This window comes from Nonomuraea sp. NPDC050227, assembly GCF_044459705.1.
In the GTDB taxonomy this organism is placed as follows: Bacteria; Actinomycetota; Actinomycetes; order Streptosporangiales; family Streptosporangiaceae; genus Nonomuraea.
The window spans coordinates 15,675-32,651 of record NZ_JBITJF010000022.1 but is presented as its reverse complement, the minus strand read 5'-3'; the positions used below and the strand labels follow the sequence as shown (position 1 = coordinate 32,651).

The following is a 16,977-nucleotide window of genomic DNA, read 5'->3' as shown; positions in this document are numbered from 1 at the left end:
CAATAGCCGTACGTACATAATCGGCGCATGGATCCAGAGCCCGGCGAGTTCCTTTCCCTGCTCACCGCCGAGGAGGTCGAGGCGCTGCGAGCCGCCGGGCGCCCGCGCCGATGGGACCGCGGCACGACGGTGATCACCGAGGGCGACGCGGCCGACTGGGTGCTCGTGCTGACGCAGGGCCGGGTCAAGGTGTCCTCGCACACGAGCAGCGGCACCGAGGTGGTCCTCGCGGTACGCGGCCCGGGGGCGCTGCTGGGCGACATGTCGGCCGTGGACGGTTTGCCGCGTTCGACCACCGTGACCGCGCTGGAGCCCATCGAGGGCATCGTGGTCCGCGACTTCAGCGGTTTCCTGGCCGCGCACGGCCGCATCGCCGTCCTGCTCCTGCAACTGGTCGTCGGCCGGCTGCGCGACGCCGACCGCAAGCGCATCGAGTACGGCGCGTTCGACACCACCGGCCGGGTGGCGACCCGGCTGCTCGAACTGGCCGACCGATACGGCGAGCCCACCAGCACCGGCGTGCGCGTGGCCCTGCCGCTCAGCCAGGACGAGCTGGCCGGCTGGACGGGCTCCTCGCGGGAGGCGGTCAGCAAGGCGCTGCGGACCCTGCGCGACCGCGGGCTCATCGAGACCGGCCGGCGGCGGGTGGTCATCCACGACGTCGAGGGGTTACGCAGGCGAGCCAGGTGACCCCTGGTACAAAACGGACGTACGACGTACGTCATAGTGGGAGGCATGGTCGCGGTCACCCCCGAAGCCGGCACCCGCATGCGCTACGCCTGGCGCGTGTGCTCGGTCACCAGCCTGGGCCTCGTCCTCATCGGCATCGCCGGCAGCACGCTCAACGTCGCGCTGCCGACCGTCGTGCGGCACTTCCACGCCGACGCGACGCAGTCGGGATGGATCCTGCTGGCGTTCCTGCTGGTCAACACCGCGAGCCTGGTGTTCTTCGGGCGGGTCGCCGACCTGCTCGGCCGGCGCGAGGTGTACCTGGCGGGCTTCGCCCTGTTCACCGTGGCCTCGCTGCTGGCCGGGCTGTCGCCGGACGTCTGGTTCCTGGTCGGCATGCGCGTGCTCCAGGCGATCGGCTCGGCCATGATCCTGGCCAACGGCACGGTGATCATCACCGACGCGTTCCCGCCCGAACGGCTCAGCCAGGGCATGGGCGTCTACATCGGCACGCTGTCGGTGGCCCAGCTCGCCGGTCCGACGCTCGGCGGCCTGATCGCCGAGACCGCCGGCTGGCAGTGGATCTTCTGGGTGAACGTGCCCGCCGGGCTGATCGCGCTCGGCTGGGGCGCGGTGATCTTACGCAAGATGCCGAAGAGGCCCAGGCAGCCGGTGGACGCGCTCGGCAACGTGCTGGTGTTCGCCGCGCTGTCGGCCGTGCTGCTGGCGGTCAACGAGGCCGGGTCGGGCGGCCTGACCAGCCCGGTCGTCCTGACGGGGGCGGCGCTGTTCGTGCTGCTGGTGCCGCTGATCGTGCTGGCCGAGCGGCGCTCGACCAACCCGGTGCTGGACCTGCGGCTGTTCGGCGGCCGGCTGCTGGCCTACGCCAACCTGGCCTCCTTCTGCAACGCGCTCGCGCGTTCCGCGCTGATCCTGGTGGTCGCGCTCTACTTCCAGGCGGCGCGCGGGCTCGACGCGTTCTCGGCCGGGCTGAGCGTGCTGCCGGTGCCGGTGGGCATCGGGCTGGCCTCGCCGATCGCGGGGCTGCTCGGGCCGCGGGTCTCGCCGTACGGGCTGTCGATCGGCGGCGCGGCGATGAGCGCGCTGGGGCTCGGCGCGCTCATGCTGACGGCCGACCCGGCGACGCCGTACTGGGTGACGGGGATCGCCCTGTTCGTGGCCGGCTGCGGCAGCGGGACGTTCCTGACCGGCAACACCACCCAGGTCATGGCCGCCCTGCCGAGCGGCAGCCTGGGCGTGGTCAACGGCTTCCGGGTCATGATCATGAACGTCGGCATCGTGATCAGCGTGGGCCTGTCGCTCAGCGTCGTGACCAGCTCCGTGGGCCCGGCGCTGCGCGCCCAGGTGTACGCGGGCACGCTGTCCACGCTCTCCCCGGTGGCCGTCGGGCAGCTCATGGACGGCTTCCAGCGGGCGTACGCGGTGCTGTTCGCCGTGGCGCTGGCCGGCGCGGTGCTGGCCGCGCTCGCCCGGTCTCAGAGGGCTCCGGCGAGCCTCGACTCCACGTCGCGGTAGCGCGAGACCGGGATGAGGTGCACGCCGTCGAACGCGCCCGAGTCGCGCAGCGCGAACACCTGCTCGCAGGCCGCCTCGACGCCCGCCATGCGGTCGGCGGCCACCCGCTCGACCAGCTCGCCGGGCAGGGCGATGTCGGGGATGGCGGCGGCCAGCGTACGGGCGTGGCGCTCGCTGGCCAGCACCATGACGCCCGCGTAGACCGGCACGTCGACCTGGTTGGCCTCGCGCCACCGGACCTGCGCCTCGACCGAGAAGCTGACCTGGGCGAACAGGAAGTCGGCCGCGCGCTTCCAGGCGGGCAGCGGGCGCAGCCCGGCCGCCGCGCCGACCCGGAAGGCCGGCGAGAAGCCCCTGGCCTCCTCGATCATCGAGCGGACCGTCAGGTCGCTGGTCCGGCTGCCGCTGGCGGGCTTGTCGCCGTGGACGAACAGGAACTGGTCGACGCCGTACGCCGCGGCCGTCAGCAGGTCGCGGTGGAAGCCGAGCAGGTTGCGGTCGCGGGAGTTGAGACAGGCGATGCTGCGCCCGCCCATCGCCTCGACCTCGTGGGCCACGGCCACGCTGGACACGGTGGCCCGGCCGATGTGGTTGTCGGGGATCAGGAAGGAGTGGGCGACCTGGCTGAGCGTGCCGATCTGGTGGCGTACGCGCTTCAGATCGGGCTTGGTGGGCGGTTCGATCTCGCAGACCAGCTCGAAGGGCATGATCCCGACCCTAACGCTCGGCGGCCAGCGCCTCGATGCCGCGCAGCACGAGATCGACGCCGAAGGAGTCGTAGAAGGCCGGGTCGGCGCCCGCGACCAGCGGTGAGGCCATCTCGACCAGGTACGGGTACCTCTCGGGCGGCAGCGACTGGAGGCCGGCCCGCTTGACCCTGACCATCTCGGCGATCTCCTCGCCGGTCCGGCCGGCCTTGAAGTGCACGGGCGCGTCGGCGATCGACAAGGCGCTCTGCAGCAGGTACTTGGTGATCAGGCAGCTCTCCTCCACGTCGAACCCGGCCGTACGGGCCAGGCCCAGCGCCTTGTCCCAGACGACCAGGAAGTTGGGGACGGAGATCGGGTCGATCTGCTCGATGACGTTCTTGGCGCAGGGATGGGTGCGCAGGGTCCTGATGAGCCCATGGGTCAGGTCGCGGAGCTGCTCCTGCCAGGGCCGCTCGTCGGCCGGCTGCGGCACGAAGCCGCCGACCAGGTGGTCGGCCATGCCGACCAGCAGCTGGTCCTTGTTCTTGTAGTGCCAGTAGAGGGCCATCGGCGTCACGCCCAGGTCGGTCGCCAGGCGGCGGATCGTCACGGCGTCGAGCCCCTCGGTGTCGCCGATCTCCAGCGCCCGCTCGGCGATGGTCCGCGCGTCCAGTTTTCCCATCACGGTTGACAACTATACGCCGTACAAGTTGAACTGTACGACGTACAAGTACGGCGTATAGGAGGTTGGCGACATGCGATGGTGGGCGCTGGGTGCCGTGACATTGGGCACCTTCATGACCTATCTCGACAACAACGTGGGGAACGTCGCATTGCCGACGATCCAGCGGGAGCTCGGGCTGACGATCTCCGGGCTGGAGTGGATCGTGAGCTCGTACATCCTGGTCTTCGCCGGGCTCATGCTGGTCGGCGGCCGGCTCGCGGACCTGTTCGGGGCCCGCGTGGTGTTCCTGGCCGGGCTCTCCGTCTTCACCGCGGCCTCGCTGGGCGCCGGGCTGGCCACCTCGGGCGGCGCGCTGATCGCGGCGCGGGCCGTCCAGGGCGTGGGGGCGGCGCTGCTCACGCCCACGTCGCTCACCCTGATCAGCCAGATCTTCCCCGAGCCCGCCGAGCGCGGCAGGGCCGTGGGCATCTGGAGCGCGTCCGGGGCGCTGTCCATGGCGCTCGGCCCGGCGGCCGGCGGTTTCATCAGCGAGCACCTGCACTGGGGCTGGATCTACCTGATCAACGTGCCGGTCGGGATCGCCACCCTCGGCCTGGCCCTGTGGGCGGTCCGGCCCGACTTCACCCACCGCCGGCACCGGCTCGACCTGCCCGGCCTGGCCACCTCGGCGCTCGCGCTGGTCTCCCTGACCTACGCGCTCATCGAGGGCGACCGCGCCGGATGGACGTCGGCCGAGATCCTGGCCGCGTTCGGGCTCGCGGCGGCTGCGGCCGTGGCGTTCGCGCTGGTCGAGACGCGGTCCGAGCGCCCGATGATCGACCTGTCGCTCTTCCGCTCGCGGGTGTTCACCGGCGGCGCGCTGACCATGGGCATCTGGTCGTTCGGCGTGTTCGGCATCTACTTCTTCAGCGCCCTGTGGCTGCAGAACGTGCTCGGCTTCTCCCCCACGCAGGCCGGCCTGGCGTTCGTGCCGATGGCCCTGGTCATGGCGGTCGTCGCCATCACCTCGCAGCGGATCTCCGCGCGGCTCGGCACCGGCCGCACGGTGGCGCTGGGCATGGCGCTCATGGGCGCGGCGATCTACCTGATCTCCGGCGTCGGGGCCGACGGCGACTACGCCGACGTCGCCCCCTGGTTCCTGCTCTACGGCCTCGGCGGGGGCCTGCTGGTGCCGCTGACCTCGGCGATCCTCGGCGGCCTGCCCAAGGACAGGGCGGGCGTGGCCTCAGGCGTGCTGAACGTCTCGCGCGAGGTGTTCGGCCTGCTCGGCATCACCGTGCTGGGCGCGATCCTCAGCTCCCGCCAGAGCGGGAGCGACCGGCCCCCGCTGGCCGCCTTCCTCGACGCCTACCAGTTCACGCTGGTCATCGCGGCGGTGATCGTGCTGGCCGCCGTCCCGCTCGGCCTGTACGCGCTGCGCCCGTCCCGCCGCCCGCCGGTGCCGGACGAGCCTCAGGCCACCGCCCCGGCGACCGTCGGCTCGTCGAACTGAGTGCGGTACAGCTCCTCGTAGCGGCCGCCCATGGCCAGCAGTTCGGCGTGCGTGCCCCGCTCGGCCACGCGGCCGTCCTCGATCACCAGGATCTGGTCGGCCGCCCGCACGGTCGACAGCCGGTGCGCGATCACCACGGCGGTCCGGCCCGCCAGCGCCTCCCCCAGGGCCTCCTGCACGGCCGCCTCGGAGGTGGAGTCGAGCGCGGCGGTGGCCTCGTCCAGGATCACCACGCGCGGCCTGGCCAGCAGGAGCCGGGCGATCGTGAGCCGCTGACGCTCGCCGCCGGACAGCCGGTAGCCGCGCTCGCCGACCACGGTGTCCAGGCCGTCGGGCAGCGACTCGATCAGCGTCCGCAGCCGGGCCCTGGACAGGGCGTCCCAGATCTCCTCCTCGCTCGCCGCCGGCCTGGCCAGCAGCAGGTTCTCCCTGATCGTGTCGTGGAAGAGGTGGCCGTCCTGGGTGACCATGCCGAGGGTGTCGCGGATGGCGTCGAAGGTCAGGTCCCGTACGTCCACGCCGCCGAGGCGGACCGCGCCGGAGTCGACGTCGTACAGCCTGGGCAGCAACTGGGCGATCGTGGACTTGCCGGCCCCCGACGAGCCCACCAGCGCCACCATCTGGCCCGGCAGGGCCGTGAACGAGATGCCGTGCAGCACCTCCTCGCCGCCCCGCGAGTCCAGCGTGGCGACCTCCTCCAGCGAGGCCAGCGACACCTTGTCGGCGGCGGGGTAGGCGAAGCGCACGTCGTCGAACTCGACCGCGACCGGGCCCTCGGGGACGTCGCGGGCGTCCGCGCGCTCCTGGATCAGCGGCTTGAGATCGAGCACCTCGAAGACGCGCTCGAAGCTGACCAGGGCGCTCATCACGTCCACCCGGGCGCTGGCCAGGGCGGTGAGGGGCGCGTAGAGGCGGGTCAGCAGCAGGGCCAGCGACACCACTGCGCCGGGTTCGAGCTGGTCGCGCAGGGCGTAGAAGCCGCCGAGGCCGTAGACGAGGGCCAGCGCGAGCGCCGAGACCAGGGTCAGGGCCGTGACGAACACCGACTGGTTCATGGCCGAGCGCACGCCGATGTCGCGCACCCGCCGCGCCCGCGCGGCGAACTCGGCCGACTCGCGCGCCGGACGGCCGAACAGCTTCACCAGGGTCGCGCCCGGCGCGGAGAACCGCTCGGTCATCTGGGTGCCCATGGCGGCGTTGTGGTCGGCGGCCTCGCGCCGCAGCCGCGCGATCCGGACGCCCATCCGGCGCGCGGGCAGCACGAACACCGGCAGGAGCAGCAGCGCGAGCAAGGTGATCTGCCACGAGATGCCGATCATCACGGTGAGCGTCAGCACGAGCTGCACCAGGTTGCCGGCCACGCTGGACAAGGTGTCGGTGAAGGCCCGCTGCGCGCCGATCACGTCGTTGTTCAACCGGCTCACCAGCGCCCCGGTGCGCGTCCGCATGAAGAACGCGACCGGCATGCGCTGGACGTGGTCGAAGACCGCCGTGCGCAGGTCGAGGATCAGCCCTTCGCCGATGGTGGCCGACTGCCAGCGGTTCAGCAGGCCGAGCCCGGCCTCGGCGAGCGCCAGGCCCGCGATCAGCAGCGCGACCACGACCACCACGCCGAGCGGCTCACCGTTGAAGATCGCGTCGACCACCCGCCCCGCGAGCAGCGGCGACACCACGGCCAAACCCGCCAGCACCACGCTGAGCACCAGGAACAGCACGATCCTGCGGCGGTGGGGACGGGCGAACCCGCCGATACGCCGAAGCGTCGCCCTGTTCAGCGGGCGACGCTCCGGCCGGTTGTTCATCGAGTAAAGCTGATGCCAGGCGGTCACTTCCATGCTCATGCATGGGAGACTATTTCCTCAAGTTAACTTGAGGTCAACTGGTTCTACCGGGGATCAGCTGCCGATCTTCTTGCCACTGCCGTGCCAGACCACCGCCACCGACGGGCGCGGCTGGTCGCCGTCGGGCCAGCGGCTGGCCGGGTTCTCCGGGGTCGCGCCGTCGATCTCGCCCGGGTGCTGCACGGCCACGAACACGCTCTTCTGGTCCGCGGTGACCAGCGGGCCGCAGGTCTCCGCGCCGAGCGGGACCGTGAGGAACTGGCGCAGGTGGCCGCGGTCGGAGCCACGCACCGGCATGACGAACAGGCCGTCGTTGCTGCCGAGCTGGTTGCCGTCGGTGGAGATCCACAGGTTGCCGTCGGCGTCGAACGTCACGTTGTCCGGGCACGAGATCGGCGAGACCTTGGTCTTGTCGAAGCCGGCGAAGTAGGTCGCGGGGTCGTTCGGGTCGCCGCAGACGAGCGGGAGCGACCAGGCGAAGGTGGTCTCGCCCGCGTCGTTGTTCCGCTCGGCCACCTCCAGGATGTGACCGTGCTTGTTGGACGGGCGCGGGTTGGCCTCGTCCACCTGGGCGGCGGTGCGGTTGGAGTTGTTGGTCAGGGCCACGTAGACGCCGCCGGTGACCGGGTTGCGCTCCATGTCCTCCGGACGGTCCATCTTGGTCGCGCCGACCTTGTCGGCCGCCGTACGGGTGTGGACCAGCACCTCGGCGGCGGTCATGCCGTCCACGTACGACTTGTCGCCCGACACCAGCGGGATCCACCGGCCCGAGCCGTCGAACAGCCCGTCGGAGGGCAGCTTGCCGGAGCCGTCGATCTCGGCGGCCGGGCTGTCGCCGGTGAACTTGGCGACGTACAGGGTGCCCTCGTCCAGCAGGGTGCGGTTGTGACGGTCGAAGCCCGGGATGTACCGGTCCTTGGAGACGAACTTGTAGATGTACTCGAAGCGCGAGTCGTCACCCATGTAGACGACCAGACGGCCGTCCGCGGCCAGGGTGGTGTTGGCGGCCTCGTGCTTGAACCTGCCGAGCGCGGTGCGCTTGATCGGCGTGGAGTCGGGGTCGAACGGGTCGATCTCCACGATCCACCCGAACCTGTTGGCCTCGTTCGGGTGCTTGGCCAGGTCGAAGCGCTCCTCGACCCGGTCGAAGCGGCGGCTGCTCGCCGGGGTGCCCGTCGTGATCGTGTAACGCGAGATGTACGGCCGCTGCGCCTCGGGGACCTTGTCGCCGTTGACGAAGTACTGGTCGAAGTTCTCCTCGGCGGTCAGGACCGTGCCCCACGGGGTGGAACCGCCCGAGCAGTTGTTCAGCATGCCGACCGGCGCCAGGCCCTTGGGGTCGGCGGCCGTCCTGAGCAGGGCGTGACCGGCGGCGGGGCCGGAGAAGCGCATCGGCGTCTGCGCGGTGACGCGCCGGTTGTAGCGGCGGCGGCCCTTGGTGGTGAGCTTCCACTCGCCGGTGCCGTGCGCCCGCTCGATCTCCACGACCGAGCCGCCGTGCGCGGCCAGCGCGATCCTGATCTGCTCCTCGGTGGCGGCCGCGCCGCCCGTGTACCCGCGGAACATCAGGTTCTCGTCGGTGTACTCGTGGTTCACCCACAGCAGGCCGCGGTTCTGACCCATCGGGAAGAACGTCACGTAGTCGCAGTTGTAGCCGAACTGCTTGTTCTGGGCGTCGGCCGTCTGGTTGTCGAAGTCGAAGGCCGGCGCGTCGTGCAGCACCGGGTCGCCCCAGCGCACGACCACGGAGGAGGTGTAGCCGTCGGGGATGCGCAGCGCGTCGTCCTTGTTCGGCGGCACCGGGGTGAAGGCGATCTCAGCCGGGCCGCGCCCGCCCACCGCGACCGGCGCGGCGGCGGTCTCGGCCGCCGGCTCGTCGGCGAGCGCCGGGACCGCGCCCGCCACGCCCACGCCCGCCACCAGCGCGCCGAGCGCGCCCGCGCGCAGCACGCCGCGGCGCGTCAGCGCCTCCTTCACCACGTCGCCGAAGTAGGCGTTGCCCGTCGTGTTGGCCACGTCGTGCGCGCACGCGTTCCCGCAACGGAACTGACAGGTCAGAGCGGATCGGCCACCTTTGTGCGGGGTGGAAAGCAGCGGCAGCAGCCGCCCCGCCTCAGGGTTCGCCACAGGTCCTCCAGATATGTGCGCGGTTGTACGGCGGGGACGTTACGGTCGTCAACGAAACCCGGGGTGAACGACGACCTCCGCCCCGATGAACGCTTGCCGCGAGACAATGGACCCGTGCCACCACGCAAGATGGACCCGGAGAAGCTGCGCGCGGCCCTCGACGGCCAGCTCGTCGCCCTCGACGAGCCGCCCTACGACGGCCCCGCCTCGGCCCTGCCCGACGCCCTGGTCGCCGCGGTGCTGACCGCCTACGACCGCGGGCTCGCCCCCGAACGCGACGCGGCCAGGCAGGCGGTGCGCCACCTGCTGGAGAAGCTGGCCGCCGCGGCTCCCGGCCGCACGGTCGAGGTGCGCGTGCCGCCCTACGCGGCCGTCCAGGCCGTCCCCGGCCCCCGCCACACCCGCGGCACGCCGCCGAACGTGGTGGAGACCGACGCCCGCACCTGGCTGGAGCTCGCGCTCGGCCGGCTGACCTGGGACGAGGCCATGGCCAGGGGCTCGGTCGCGGCGAGCGGCTCCCGCGCCGACCTGTCAGCCCACCTGCCGCTCTAGCGGCCCTTGCCCATCCAGGGGAACCTGCTCTCGAAGCACTGGTCGGCGAGCTGGCCGGGAAGCTGGCCGCACTCCTGGACCACCTTCCAGAACCAGATCGCGACGATCGCGAACAACACCAGCGACAGCGCGCTGATCACGATCCCGGCGATGGCCCGGCCCCTGCCCACGCGCTTGGCGAGCGCCACACAGCCGAAGACGATCGACAGGATCGCCGTGAGCACGCCGGTGAAGCAGACGAACACCAGGAACGGGCTCGCCACGCCCAGCACCAGCGAGGCGGTGGCCAGGCCGCTGCCGGGCGGCGCGGTCGGCTGGGCGCCGTAGGGGCCGTACTGGCCGTAGGCGGGGGCTCCCGGCGGCGGGCCGTAACCGGGCGGGCCGCCGTAGGGGCTGGAGGGGGTGGTGCCGGGAACGGACGCGTCCCGGCCCCCGGCCTCGTACGCCCCCGGAGCCCCCTCATAGGACCCTCCGGCCGCCGGCCCCCCATAGGCCCCCTCGCCGCCACCAGCCCCATGGGACCCTTCGCCGCCGGATCCCGGCCCTCCATAGGGCCCCTCCCCGCCGCCGGACGCTGTCGGCCCGCCATACGCTGTTGGCCCGCCATAGGGCCCGGCGGATGCCGCGGGGCCGCCACCGCCGCCGGGCGCTGAGGGCCCGCCGTAGGCTCCCTCGCCCCCGTACGGCGCGCCCGGCCCGCCGTAAGCTCCTTCGCCCCCGTAAGGGGCGCCAGGCCCTCCTGGGGGCACACCCGCGCCTCCGGGGGTCGGCGTCACGCCTCCCGCGCCGGCTGTGGCACCTGGGCCTACGGCGCCGCCACGGCCTTCTGCACCTTCTGGGCCTTCCGCACCTCCTGGCGCAGGGGTGCCGGCCTGGCCCGGTGTGCCCTCGCCCGGCGGACTCCGGAAGTCCGGCGCGCCAGCGATGCCCCCGGCCCCCTCAGCCCCCTCGGCGCCCTCAGCGCCGCCGGGCTCCTCGGGGCCCCTGGCCGCGTGGGTGCCGGTGGGCGGGGGCTCGAAGGTGGGCACGTCGCCGTATTCGTACCGGGAGGGCGCGGGGCGGCTCGGCTCCTCGTCCGGTTGCGTGCCCCAGCCGGGATAGGCCGGGGTGCCACCGGGCACCGGATAGACCTGCGTCTCCTCGGCGTCCCCGCCGGACCACCGCGTCCTGCCGGCGCCGCCCTCGGCCGGTCCCGGCGTCTCGGGCGAGGTGGGCAGGTCGGGATGGTCGGGACGGCCCCCGGGCCTGGGCTCGTGCGACGGCGGCACGTCAGGTGGCGGCGGTGGCACCACGGGCGGCACGGGCGCGATCGGCTCCTCGCCCTCCCGCTCCTCCTCGAACGGCCACTCATCCGCCCACCGCCCACCCCCGGGCTGCCCCCCAGCTCCTCCACCCTCAGACCGCCCACCCTCGGACTGCCACTCCCCAGGCCGTTCACCGGGCCGTTCACCGGGCTGTCCGCCCTCGTGCCGCCCGCCGCCCGACCGGCCTCCCTCTCCGGGACCGGCGCCTTCGCCGGATGCCGCGCCCTGCGGAGTGTCCGCATGACCAGCGGCGTGCTCGTGACCAGCGGCGTGCTCATGTCCAGGGGCGTGTTCGTGGTCGGGGGCGGTCCAGCCCTCCGGGGTGCCCGCGCCGCCGGTCGGCCCGGCGCCGGGCGGGCCGCCGACGGCCCACTCGCTCGGACGCCACTCGTTGCTCGTCGGCCCGCCCTCGTACGGCCCGATCTCCGGCGGCTCCTCCTCAGGCGCAGGCCGATCCTCCTCGGGCACCGGCCGGTCCTCCTCGGCCGTCCCCTCCCGCCACCATTCGGGCGTGTGCTGCGGCGGCGCGGATTCGGGCCGGCCCTCGCGGGGGTGGCCTTCGGGGTGCTGCGGGTCCTGCCCCTCGCGGGGTTCGTTGGGGTCCCCAGGTGTGGTCACGTCTGCGTCTCCCGACGGGTCTGCATGCCGGATACTTCACCTTTTCGCGGAGGGCATCGGCTAAAGCGCACGACACGGTAAGACGGGCGCCATCCTTGGGTCACCATGCGCCAAAGCGGCAGGCGGCGGGCAAGATGAGTGCATGCTGGACGAGACCCTGACGTACGCCCTGATCATGGTCATGAAGACCCACCGCAACCGGATGGCCGCCGCCCTGGCGCCACTGGGCCTGCACACGGGCCAGGAGCTGCTGCTCAACCAGCTGTGGCGCCAGGACGGCCTCACCCAGGGCGAGCTGATCGCCCGGCTGGGCGTGGAGCCGCCGACCGTCACCAAGACCCTCCAGCGCCTGGAACGCGCGGGCTTCGTCCACCGCTCCCCCGACCCCGACCGCCCGCGGGTGGGCCGCGTGCACCTGACGGAGGCGGGCAAGGCGCTGCGCGAGCCGGTCGAGGAGATCTGGGCCAGGACCGACGAAGAACTCCAGCACGGCCTGGACGACACCGAACGCGCCCTGCTGTCCCGCCTCGTCCGCGCCATCCCCCAGTAACCCTCTTCACCGAGAGCGAAACCCCCTTGCCTCCAGCGACCAGAAGCGACTTAGCTGGCTAATTAGTCGGCTAATCAAGAGAGGCATCCCCATGCACGCGTTCATCACCGGCGGCTCCTCCGGCATCGGCGCCGCCACCGCGCTCGCCTACGCCAGGGCCGGCGCACGGGTCACGATCACCTACAACACCGGCCCCGGCCGCGCCGCCGAGGTCGTCAAGCGCATCGAGGAGTCGGGCGGCCAGGCGGCGGCCGTCCACCTGGACCTGGAGGACCACGCCACCATCGCGCCCGCCGCCGCCCAGGCGGGCCCGGTGGACGCCCTCGTGCTCAACGCCGTCCGCTGGGGCACGATCATGCCCAACAGCATGAGCTTCGAGGACGTGCCCGCCGCCGAATGGACGGCCGCCCTGCACGCGAACGTCGTCGGCAACGCCCTGCTCGTCCAGGCTTTCCTGCCCGGGATGCGGAGGAACGGCTTCGGCCGGATCGTCTTCGTCTCCTCGGGCGCCGCCGAGGAGGGCCAGCCGGGCCCCGGCCCGTACGGCACCGCCAAGATGGCCCTGCACGGCATGGCCCGCGCCCTGGCCTGGGAGGCCGGCAGGGACGGCGTGCTGGTCAACGTGGCCGTGGCCGGGCTCACGATCACCGAGGCCGAGCGCCCGGTCACCCAGGAGGCCCTCGACCGCGTCGCGGCCCGCACGCCGAGCCGCCGGCTCTCGACCGCCGACGACATGGCGGCGCTGATCCATTTCCTCGGATCGGCGGCGAACCGCAACGTCACCGGGGAGTTCGTCCGCGACGGATCCAACGCCGGCAGATCGTCCCACGCCGGCTGATGGAGCACCCGGGTGTGCGAGCACGGAAGCCCGCAACCTAAACTGAGGCATGTGCTGAAGGGCGACGGCCGGCTCGGCCATGACCTGGACCCCCACGACCGCGCACCCAAAGACGCCTGTGGCGTCTTCGGCGTCTGGGCGCCAGGCGAGGAAGTTTCCAAACTCACCTACTACGGGCTGTACGCGTTGCAGCACCGCGGCCAGGAGTCCGCGGGCATCGCGGTCAGCGAGGGCAGCCGCATCCTCGTCTACAAGGACATGGGCCTGGTGGCCCAGGTCTTCGACGAGTCGGTGCTGGGCACCCTCCGCGGCCACCTGGCCATCGGCCACTGCCGTTACTCCACCACCGGTTCGAGCGTGTGGGAGAACGCGCAGCCGACCCTCAGCTCCACCGAGGTCGGCGGGCTCGCGCTCGCGCACAACGGCAACCTGATCAACACGCCGGAGCTGGCCGAGCGCCTGGCTCCCGGCTCCACCCGGGCGACCACCGACACCGAGGTCCTGGCCTCGCTGCTCGCCCAGGATCGCACGCGTTCCATCGAAGACTCGGCGGCCGAGCTGCTGCCGCAGGTCAAGGGCGCGTACTCGCTGGTGTTCATGGACGAGAAGACGCTCTACGCGGCCCGCGACCCGCAGGGCATCCGCCCGCTGGTCCTGGGCCGCCTGGAGCGCGGCTGGGTGGTGGCCTCCGAGACGGCGGCCCTCGACATCGTGGGCGCCACGTTCGTCCGCGAGATCGAGCCCGGCGAGCTGCTCACCATCGACGAGGACGGCGTCCGGTCCCGCCGGTTCGCCCTGCCCGACCCCAAGGGCTGCCTGTTCGAGTACGTCTACCTCGCCCGTCCCGACACCACGATCGCGGGCCGCGGCGTGCAGGTCACCCGGGTCGAGGTCGGCCGCGTGCTGGCCCGCGAGCACCCGGTCGAGGCCGACCTGGTCATCCCCACGCCCGAGTCCGGCACCCCGGCCGCCGTCGGCTACGCCGAGGAGAGCGGCATCCCCTACGGCCAGGGCCTGGTGAAGAACTCCTACGTGGGCCGCACGTTCATCCAGCCCTCGCAGACCATCCGCCAGCTCGGCATCCGGCTCAAGCTCAACCCGCTGCGCGAGGTCGTCGCGGGCAAGCGCCTGGTGGTCGTCGACGACTCGATCGTGCGCGGCAACACCCAGCGCGCCATCGTGAAGATGCTGCGCGAGGCGGGGGCGCGCGAGGTGCACGTCCGCATCTCCTCCCCGCCCGTGGCCTGGCCGTGCTTCTACGGCATCGACTTCGCGACCCGCGCCGAGCTGATCGCCGGCTCGCTGTCGGTCGAGGAGATCCGGGCCTCGCTGGGCGCCGACTCGCTGGGGTACATCTCCCTGGAGGGCCTGACCAAGGCCACCACCATCCCCGCCGAGCGGCTCTGCCGGGCCTGCTTCGACGGCTCGTACCCGATCCCCATCGACCAGGACAACGTGGGCAAGTTCGTGTTGGAGAGCAAAGCGTGAGTACCTACGAGGCCGCCGGCGTCGACATCGAGGCGGGCGAGCGCGCCGTCACCCTGATGAAGGACAAGGTGGCGCGGGCCCGCCGGCCGGAGGTGGTCGACGACGCCAGCGGCTTCGCCGGGCTCTTCGACGCCTCGGCGCTGCTGCGTTACCGGCGTCCGCTGCTCGCCTCCTCCACCGACGGCGTGGGCACGAAGGTCATGATCGCCCAGCGCTACGGCAAGCACGACACGATCGGCATCGACCTGGTCGGCATGGTCCTCGACGACCTGGTGGTCTGCGGGGCCGAGCCGCTGTTCATGACCGACTACATCGCCGTCGGCAAGGTCGTGCCCGAGCGCGTCGCCGAGATCGTCGGCGGCGTGGCCGAGGGCTGTCGGCTGGCCGGCGCGGCGCTGGTCGGCGGCGAGACCGCCGAGCACCCGGGCGCCATGGGCCCCGACGAGTACGACCTGGCCGGAGCCGGCACCGGCGTGGTCGAGGCCGACGCCATGCTGGGCCCCGACCGGATCCGCGAGGGCGACGTGGTCCTCGGGCTGGCCTCCTCCGGCATCCACTCCAACGGCTACTCGCTGGTTCGGCACGTGCTGCGCGAGGCGTCGCTGTCGCTCGACGCGGTGCTGCCCGAGCTGGGCCGTCCGCTGGGCGAGGAGCTGCTGGAGCCGACCCGCGTCTACTCGCTCGACTGCCTCCACCTGGCCCGCACGACCGAGGTGCACGCCTTCGCGCACATCACGGGCGGCGGCCTGGAGGCCAACCTGTCGCGGTCGCTGCCCGGCCACCTCGACGCGCTGCTCGACCGGTCGTCCTGGACCCCGCCGGCGATCTTCGGCGTCCTTGCCGGGCACGGGCAGATCGCCCAGAAGGACATGGACCGTACGTTCAACCTCGGCGTGGGCATGGCGGCCGTGGTGGCGCCCGGCTCGGCCGACGAGGCGATCCGGCTGCTCGCCGAGCGCGGTCTGCACGCGTGGGTGCTGGGCGAGATCGTCCAGGGTTCGGGCCAGGCCCGCTACCGCTGACCCGAAGGGGGCCGGCTCGACCCCGGCCCCCGTTCAGCCGGTCTTGTGCCGCTGGTAGTGGCGGGCGACGCGCACCCGGTTGCCGCACAGCTCCGGTGAGCACCAGCGCCGCCGGGGGTGGGCGGGCAGGAAGATCATGCGGCACCGGGGCCCCTCGCAGGCCCGGATCCGGCTCGCCGCCGGATCGGTGAGCAGGTCGGCCGCGGCCTCGGCGAGCTGCGCGAGCAGGCGGGCGAGCCGGTCGCCGTCCCTGCGCGCGCCCTTGGTGAGCCCGCCGTCCGTGGCGTCCAGCTGCCCGTACGCGGGCGCGGCGCGCATCGCGTCGTTGATCGCCCCGACCGCCTCGCCGGCCGGTCTCTCGCCCCGGCGCACGGCGTCGACCGCCGCCGCCACGTGCGCCCGCAACTCCCGGACCGCGCCCAGGTCGTCCGCCGTGTACGGCCCCCCGACGGAGGTCAGCCGGCCCGCCTGACGATCGAGCCAGTTCCCGAACACCTCGGGCGTGTCGAGGACGTCGAAGTCCTCGGCCCGGGTGTTCACCAGGTCCAGCGCGAGCGGCTCACCGATCAGGAACTCCATGGCTCCTAATGCTACATCTCCCCCTTGACCCGTTAGAAGTCTGCCCGCTATAACTAACGCATCATTGCGCGAGAAAGGCATTAGGCATGGAGATCCCGGAGATCCGCCACGGTTTCGTGGACGTGGAAGGCGTGCAGGTGTTCTACCGGGAGGCGGGCCCGCGCGACGGCATCCCCGTGCTCCTGCTGCACGGCTTCCCCTCGGCCTCCCACCAGTACAGACGCCTGATGGACGCGCTGGGCACGCGCTACCGCCTGATCGCGCCGGACTATCCCGGCTTCGGCCACACCGAGGCCCCCGGCGACTTCGTCTACTCCTTCGACCGCCTGGCCGACGTGGTCGAGGGTTTCGTGCAGAAGATCGGCCTAGACCGCTTCGTCTGGTACGCCTTCGACTTCGGCGGCCCCGTCGGCTTCCGCCTGGCCACCCGGCACCCCGAATGGATCGCCGGCCTGATCGTCCAGAACGCCAACGCCTACGACGAGGGCCTGTCGGACCTGGCGCGCACCACCATCCACGCGCCCGCGGAGAGCCTGGGCGACCTGTTCACCCTGCCCGTCACGCGCGGCCAGTACGAGGGCGGCGCGTCGGACGTCTCAGCGGTCGCACCCGACGGATGGACCCTCGACCAGCACTTCCTGGACCTGCCCGGACGCCGGGAAGCCCAGCTCGCGCTCGCGCTCGACTACCGCTCCAACCTCGCGCTCTACGCCGACTGGCAGGCATGGCTGCGCCGCCACCGGCCGCCCACGCTGATCGTGTGGGGCCGCAACGACGCCTTCTTCCCGGAGCCGGGCGCGCACGCCTACCTGCGGGACCTGCCGGACGCCGAGCTGCACGTGCTCGACACCGGGCACTTCGCGCTGGAGGACAGGCTCCCTGAGATCGCGCCGCTGGTCGCGGGCTTTCTCGACCGCACGCAAGCGTGACGAAAGCCCCACGGTTGCCCGTGGGGCCCGACGCTCATGAACGAGGATCCGGCACATG

At 72.4% G+C, this 16,977-nt stretch carries 15 protein-coding genes; 9 read left to right on the top strand and 6 right to left on the bottom strand.

All coding sequences use genetic code 11. The features are described 5' to 3' along the window. The first annotated feature begins 27 nt into the window (after positions 1-27). Positions 28-690, top strand: a complete 663-nt coding sequence (locus ACIBK9_RS51160; protein ID WP_397166647.1) for a Crp/Fnr family transcriptional regulator — start codon at positions 28-30, stop codon at positions 688-690. A 45-nt stretch (positions 691-735) separates the two neighbouring features. Beyond that, positions 736-2,205: an MFS transporter gene (locus tag ACIBK9_RS51155; protein WP_364342886.1), complete on the top strand. Its 1,470-nt coding sequence runs from the start codon at positions 736-738 to the stop codon at positions 2,203-2,205. Here ACIBK9_RS51155 and ACIBK9_RS51150 read toward each other — a convergent pair. Continuing rightward, positions 2,166-2,912 carry a methylenetetrahydrofolate reductase gene (locus ACIBK9_RS51150; protein WP_352320480.1) on the bottom strand — a complete coding sequence of 249 codons (747 nt, stop codon included), beginning with the start codon at positions 2,910-2,912 and terminating at the stop codon, positions 2,166-2,168. The genes ACIBK9_RS51155 and ACIBK9_RS51150 overlap by 40 nt on opposite strands. Positions 2,913-2,922: 10 nt before the next feature. Beyond that, a complete protein-coding gene (locus ACIBK9_RS51145) occupies positions 2,923-3,576 on the bottom strand; it encodes a TetR/AcrR family transcriptional regulator (protein ID WP_397166681.1) in 654 nt (217 codons plus the stop codon). 73 nt (positions 3,577-3,649) lie between these two features. Between ACIBK9_RS51145 and ACIBK9_RS51140 the strand changes: the two genes are divergently transcribed. Next, on the top strand, positions 3,650-5,071 hold the full coding sequence (locus tag ACIBK9_RS51140) for an MFS transporter (RefSeq protein ID WP_397166645.1): 1,422 nt from the start codon (positions 3,650-3,652) through the stop codon (positions 5,069-5,071). On the opposite strand, the gene ACIBK9_RS51135 is transcribed toward ACIBK9_RS51140, so the two are convergent. Together ACIBK9_RS51135 and ACIBK9_RS51130 are read right to left on the bottom strand one after the other, a co-directional pair. After that, positions 5,032-6,912 (bottom strand): ABC transporter ATP-binding protein, encoded by a 1,881-nt coding sequence (locus tag ACIBK9_RS51135; protein WP_397166643.1) that lies wholly within the window; start codon positions 6,910-6,912, stop codon positions 5,032-5,034. The genes ACIBK9_RS51140 and ACIBK9_RS51135 overlap by 40 nt on opposite strands. 54 nt (positions 6,913-6,966) lie before the next feature. Beyond that, entirely contained in the window at positions 6,967-9,039 is a 2,073-nt protein-coding gene (locus ACIBK9_RS51130) for a PhoX family protein (RefSeq protein WP_397166641.1), read from the bottom strand. 129 nt (positions 9,040-9,168) lie between these two features. On the opposite strand from ACIBK9_RS51130, the gene ACIBK9_RS51125 reads away from it, so the two are divergent. Then, positions 9,169-9,591, top strand: coding sequence for a sterol carrier family protein (locus ACIBK9_RS51125; RefSeq protein ID WP_352361113.1), 423 nt, complete (start codon positions 9,169-9,171; stop codon positions 9,589-9,591). On the opposite strand, the gene ACIBK9_RS51120 is transcribed toward ACIBK9_RS51125, so the two are convergent. After that, the gene (locus ACIBK9_RS51120) at positions 9,588-11,513 is read right to left on the bottom strand and encodes a hypothetical protein (protein WP_397166639.1); all 1,926 of its coding nucleotides are present in this window, start codon (positions 11,511-11,513) and stop codon (positions 9,588-9,590) included. The genes ACIBK9_RS51125 and ACIBK9_RS51120 overlap by 4 nt on opposite strands. Positions 11,514-11,655: 142 nt before the next feature. On the opposite strand from ACIBK9_RS51120, the gene ACIBK9_RS51115 reads away from it, so the two are divergent. The 4 genes from ACIBK9_RS51115 (at position 11,656) to purM (ending at position 15,411) form a co-directional block, all read left to right on the top strand. Then, complete coding sequence (locus ACIBK9_RS51115; protein WP_387660719.1) at positions 11,656-12,063, top strand: MarR family winged helix-turn-helix transcriptional regulator; 408 nt, start codon at positions 11,656-11,658, stop codon at positions 12,061-12,063. Between the two features lie 91 nt (positions 12,064-12,154). Continuing rightward, positions 12,155-12,901, top strand: a complete 747-nt coding sequence (locus tag ACIBK9_RS51110) for an SDR family NAD(P)-dependent oxidoreductase (protein ID WP_397166637.1) — start codon at positions 12,155-12,157, stop codon at positions 12,899-12,901. Between the two features lie 51 nt (positions 12,902-12,952). Next, positions 12,953-14,389 (top strand): amidophosphoribosyltransferase, encoded by a 1,437-nt coding sequence (gene purF / locus ACIBK9_RS51105; RefSeq protein ID WP_352361025.1) that lies wholly within the window; start codon positions 12,953-12,955, stop codon positions 14,387-14,389. Continuing rightward, on the top strand, positions 14,386-15,411 hold the full coding sequence (gene purM, locus ACIBK9_RS51100) for a phosphoribosylformylglycinamidine cyclo-ligase (protein WP_352361023.1): 1,026 nt from the start codon (positions 14,386-14,388) through the stop codon (positions 15,409-15,411). Before purF ends, purM begins: the two co-directional genes overlap by 4 nt. 33 nt (positions 15,412-15,444) lie before the next feature. Here purM and ACIBK9_RS51095 read toward each other — a convergent pair whose 3' ends face one another. Beyond that, positions 15,445-15,990, bottom strand: a complete 546-nt coding sequence (locus ACIBK9_RS51095; protein WP_397166634.1) for a CGNR zinc finger domain-containing protein — start codon at positions 15,988-15,990, stop codon at positions 15,445-15,447. A gap of 86 nt (positions 15,991-16,076) precedes the next feature. Between ACIBK9_RS51095 and ACIBK9_RS51090 the strand changes: the two genes are divergently transcribed. Then, complete coding sequence (locus ACIBK9_RS51090) at positions 16,077-16,919, top strand: alpha/beta fold hydrolase (protein WP_397166633.1); 843 nt, start codon at positions 16,077-16,079, stop codon at positions 16,917-16,919. The last annotated feature ends 58 nt before the right edge of the window (positions 16,920-16,977 follow it).

What these genes read in the sequence shown, in the direction of transcription:
- ACIBK9_RS51160 (WP_397166647.1), top strand. Translation starts at nt 28, where the DNA reads ATGGATCCAGAGCCCGGCGAGTTCCTTTCCCTGCTCACCGCCGAGGAG.
- ACIBK9_RS51155 (WP_364342886.1), top strand. Translation starts at nt 736, where the DNA reads ATGGTCGCGGTCACCCCCGAAGCCGGCACCCGCATGCGCTACGCCTGG.
- ACIBK9_RS51150 (WP_352320480.1), bottom strand. Translation starts at nt 2,912, where the DNA reads ATGCCCTTCGAGCTGGTCTGCGAGATCGAACCGCCCACCAAGCCCGAT.
- ACIBK9_RS51145 (WP_397166681.1), bottom strand. Translation starts at nt 3,576, where the DNA reads ATGGGAAAACTGGACGCGCGGACCATCGCCGAGCGGGCGCTGGAGATC.
- ACIBK9_RS51140 (WP_397166645.1), top strand. Translation starts at nt 3,650, where the DNA reads ATGCGATGGTGGGCGCTGGGTGCCGTGACATTGGGCACCTTCATGACC.
- ACIBK9_RS51135 (WP_397166643.1), bottom strand. Translation starts at nt 6,912, where the DNA reads ATGAGCATGGAAGTGACCGCCTGGCATCAGCTTTACTCGATGAACAAC.
- ACIBK9_RS51125 (WP_352361113.1), top strand. Translation starts at nt 9,169, where the DNA reads ATGGACCCGGAGAAGCTGCGCGCGGCCCTCGACGGCCAGCTCGTCGCC.
- ACIBK9_RS51115 (WP_387660719.1), top strand. Translation starts at nt 11,656, where the DNA reads ATGCTGGACGAGACCCTGACGTACGCCCTGATCATGGTCATGAAGACC.
- ACIBK9_RS51110 (WP_397166637.1), top strand. Translation starts at nt 12,155, where the DNA reads ATGCACGCGTTCATCACCGGCGGCTCCTCCGGCATCGGCGCCGCCACC.
- ACIBK9_RS51095 (WP_397166634.1), bottom strand. Translation starts at nt 15,990, where the DNA reads ATGGAGTTCCTGATCGGTGAGCCGCTCGCGCTGGACCTGGTGAACACC.
- ACIBK9_RS51090 (WP_397166633.1), top strand. Translation starts at nt 16,077, where the DNA reads ATGGAGATCCCGGAGATCCGCCACGGTTTCGTGGACGTGGAAGGCGTG.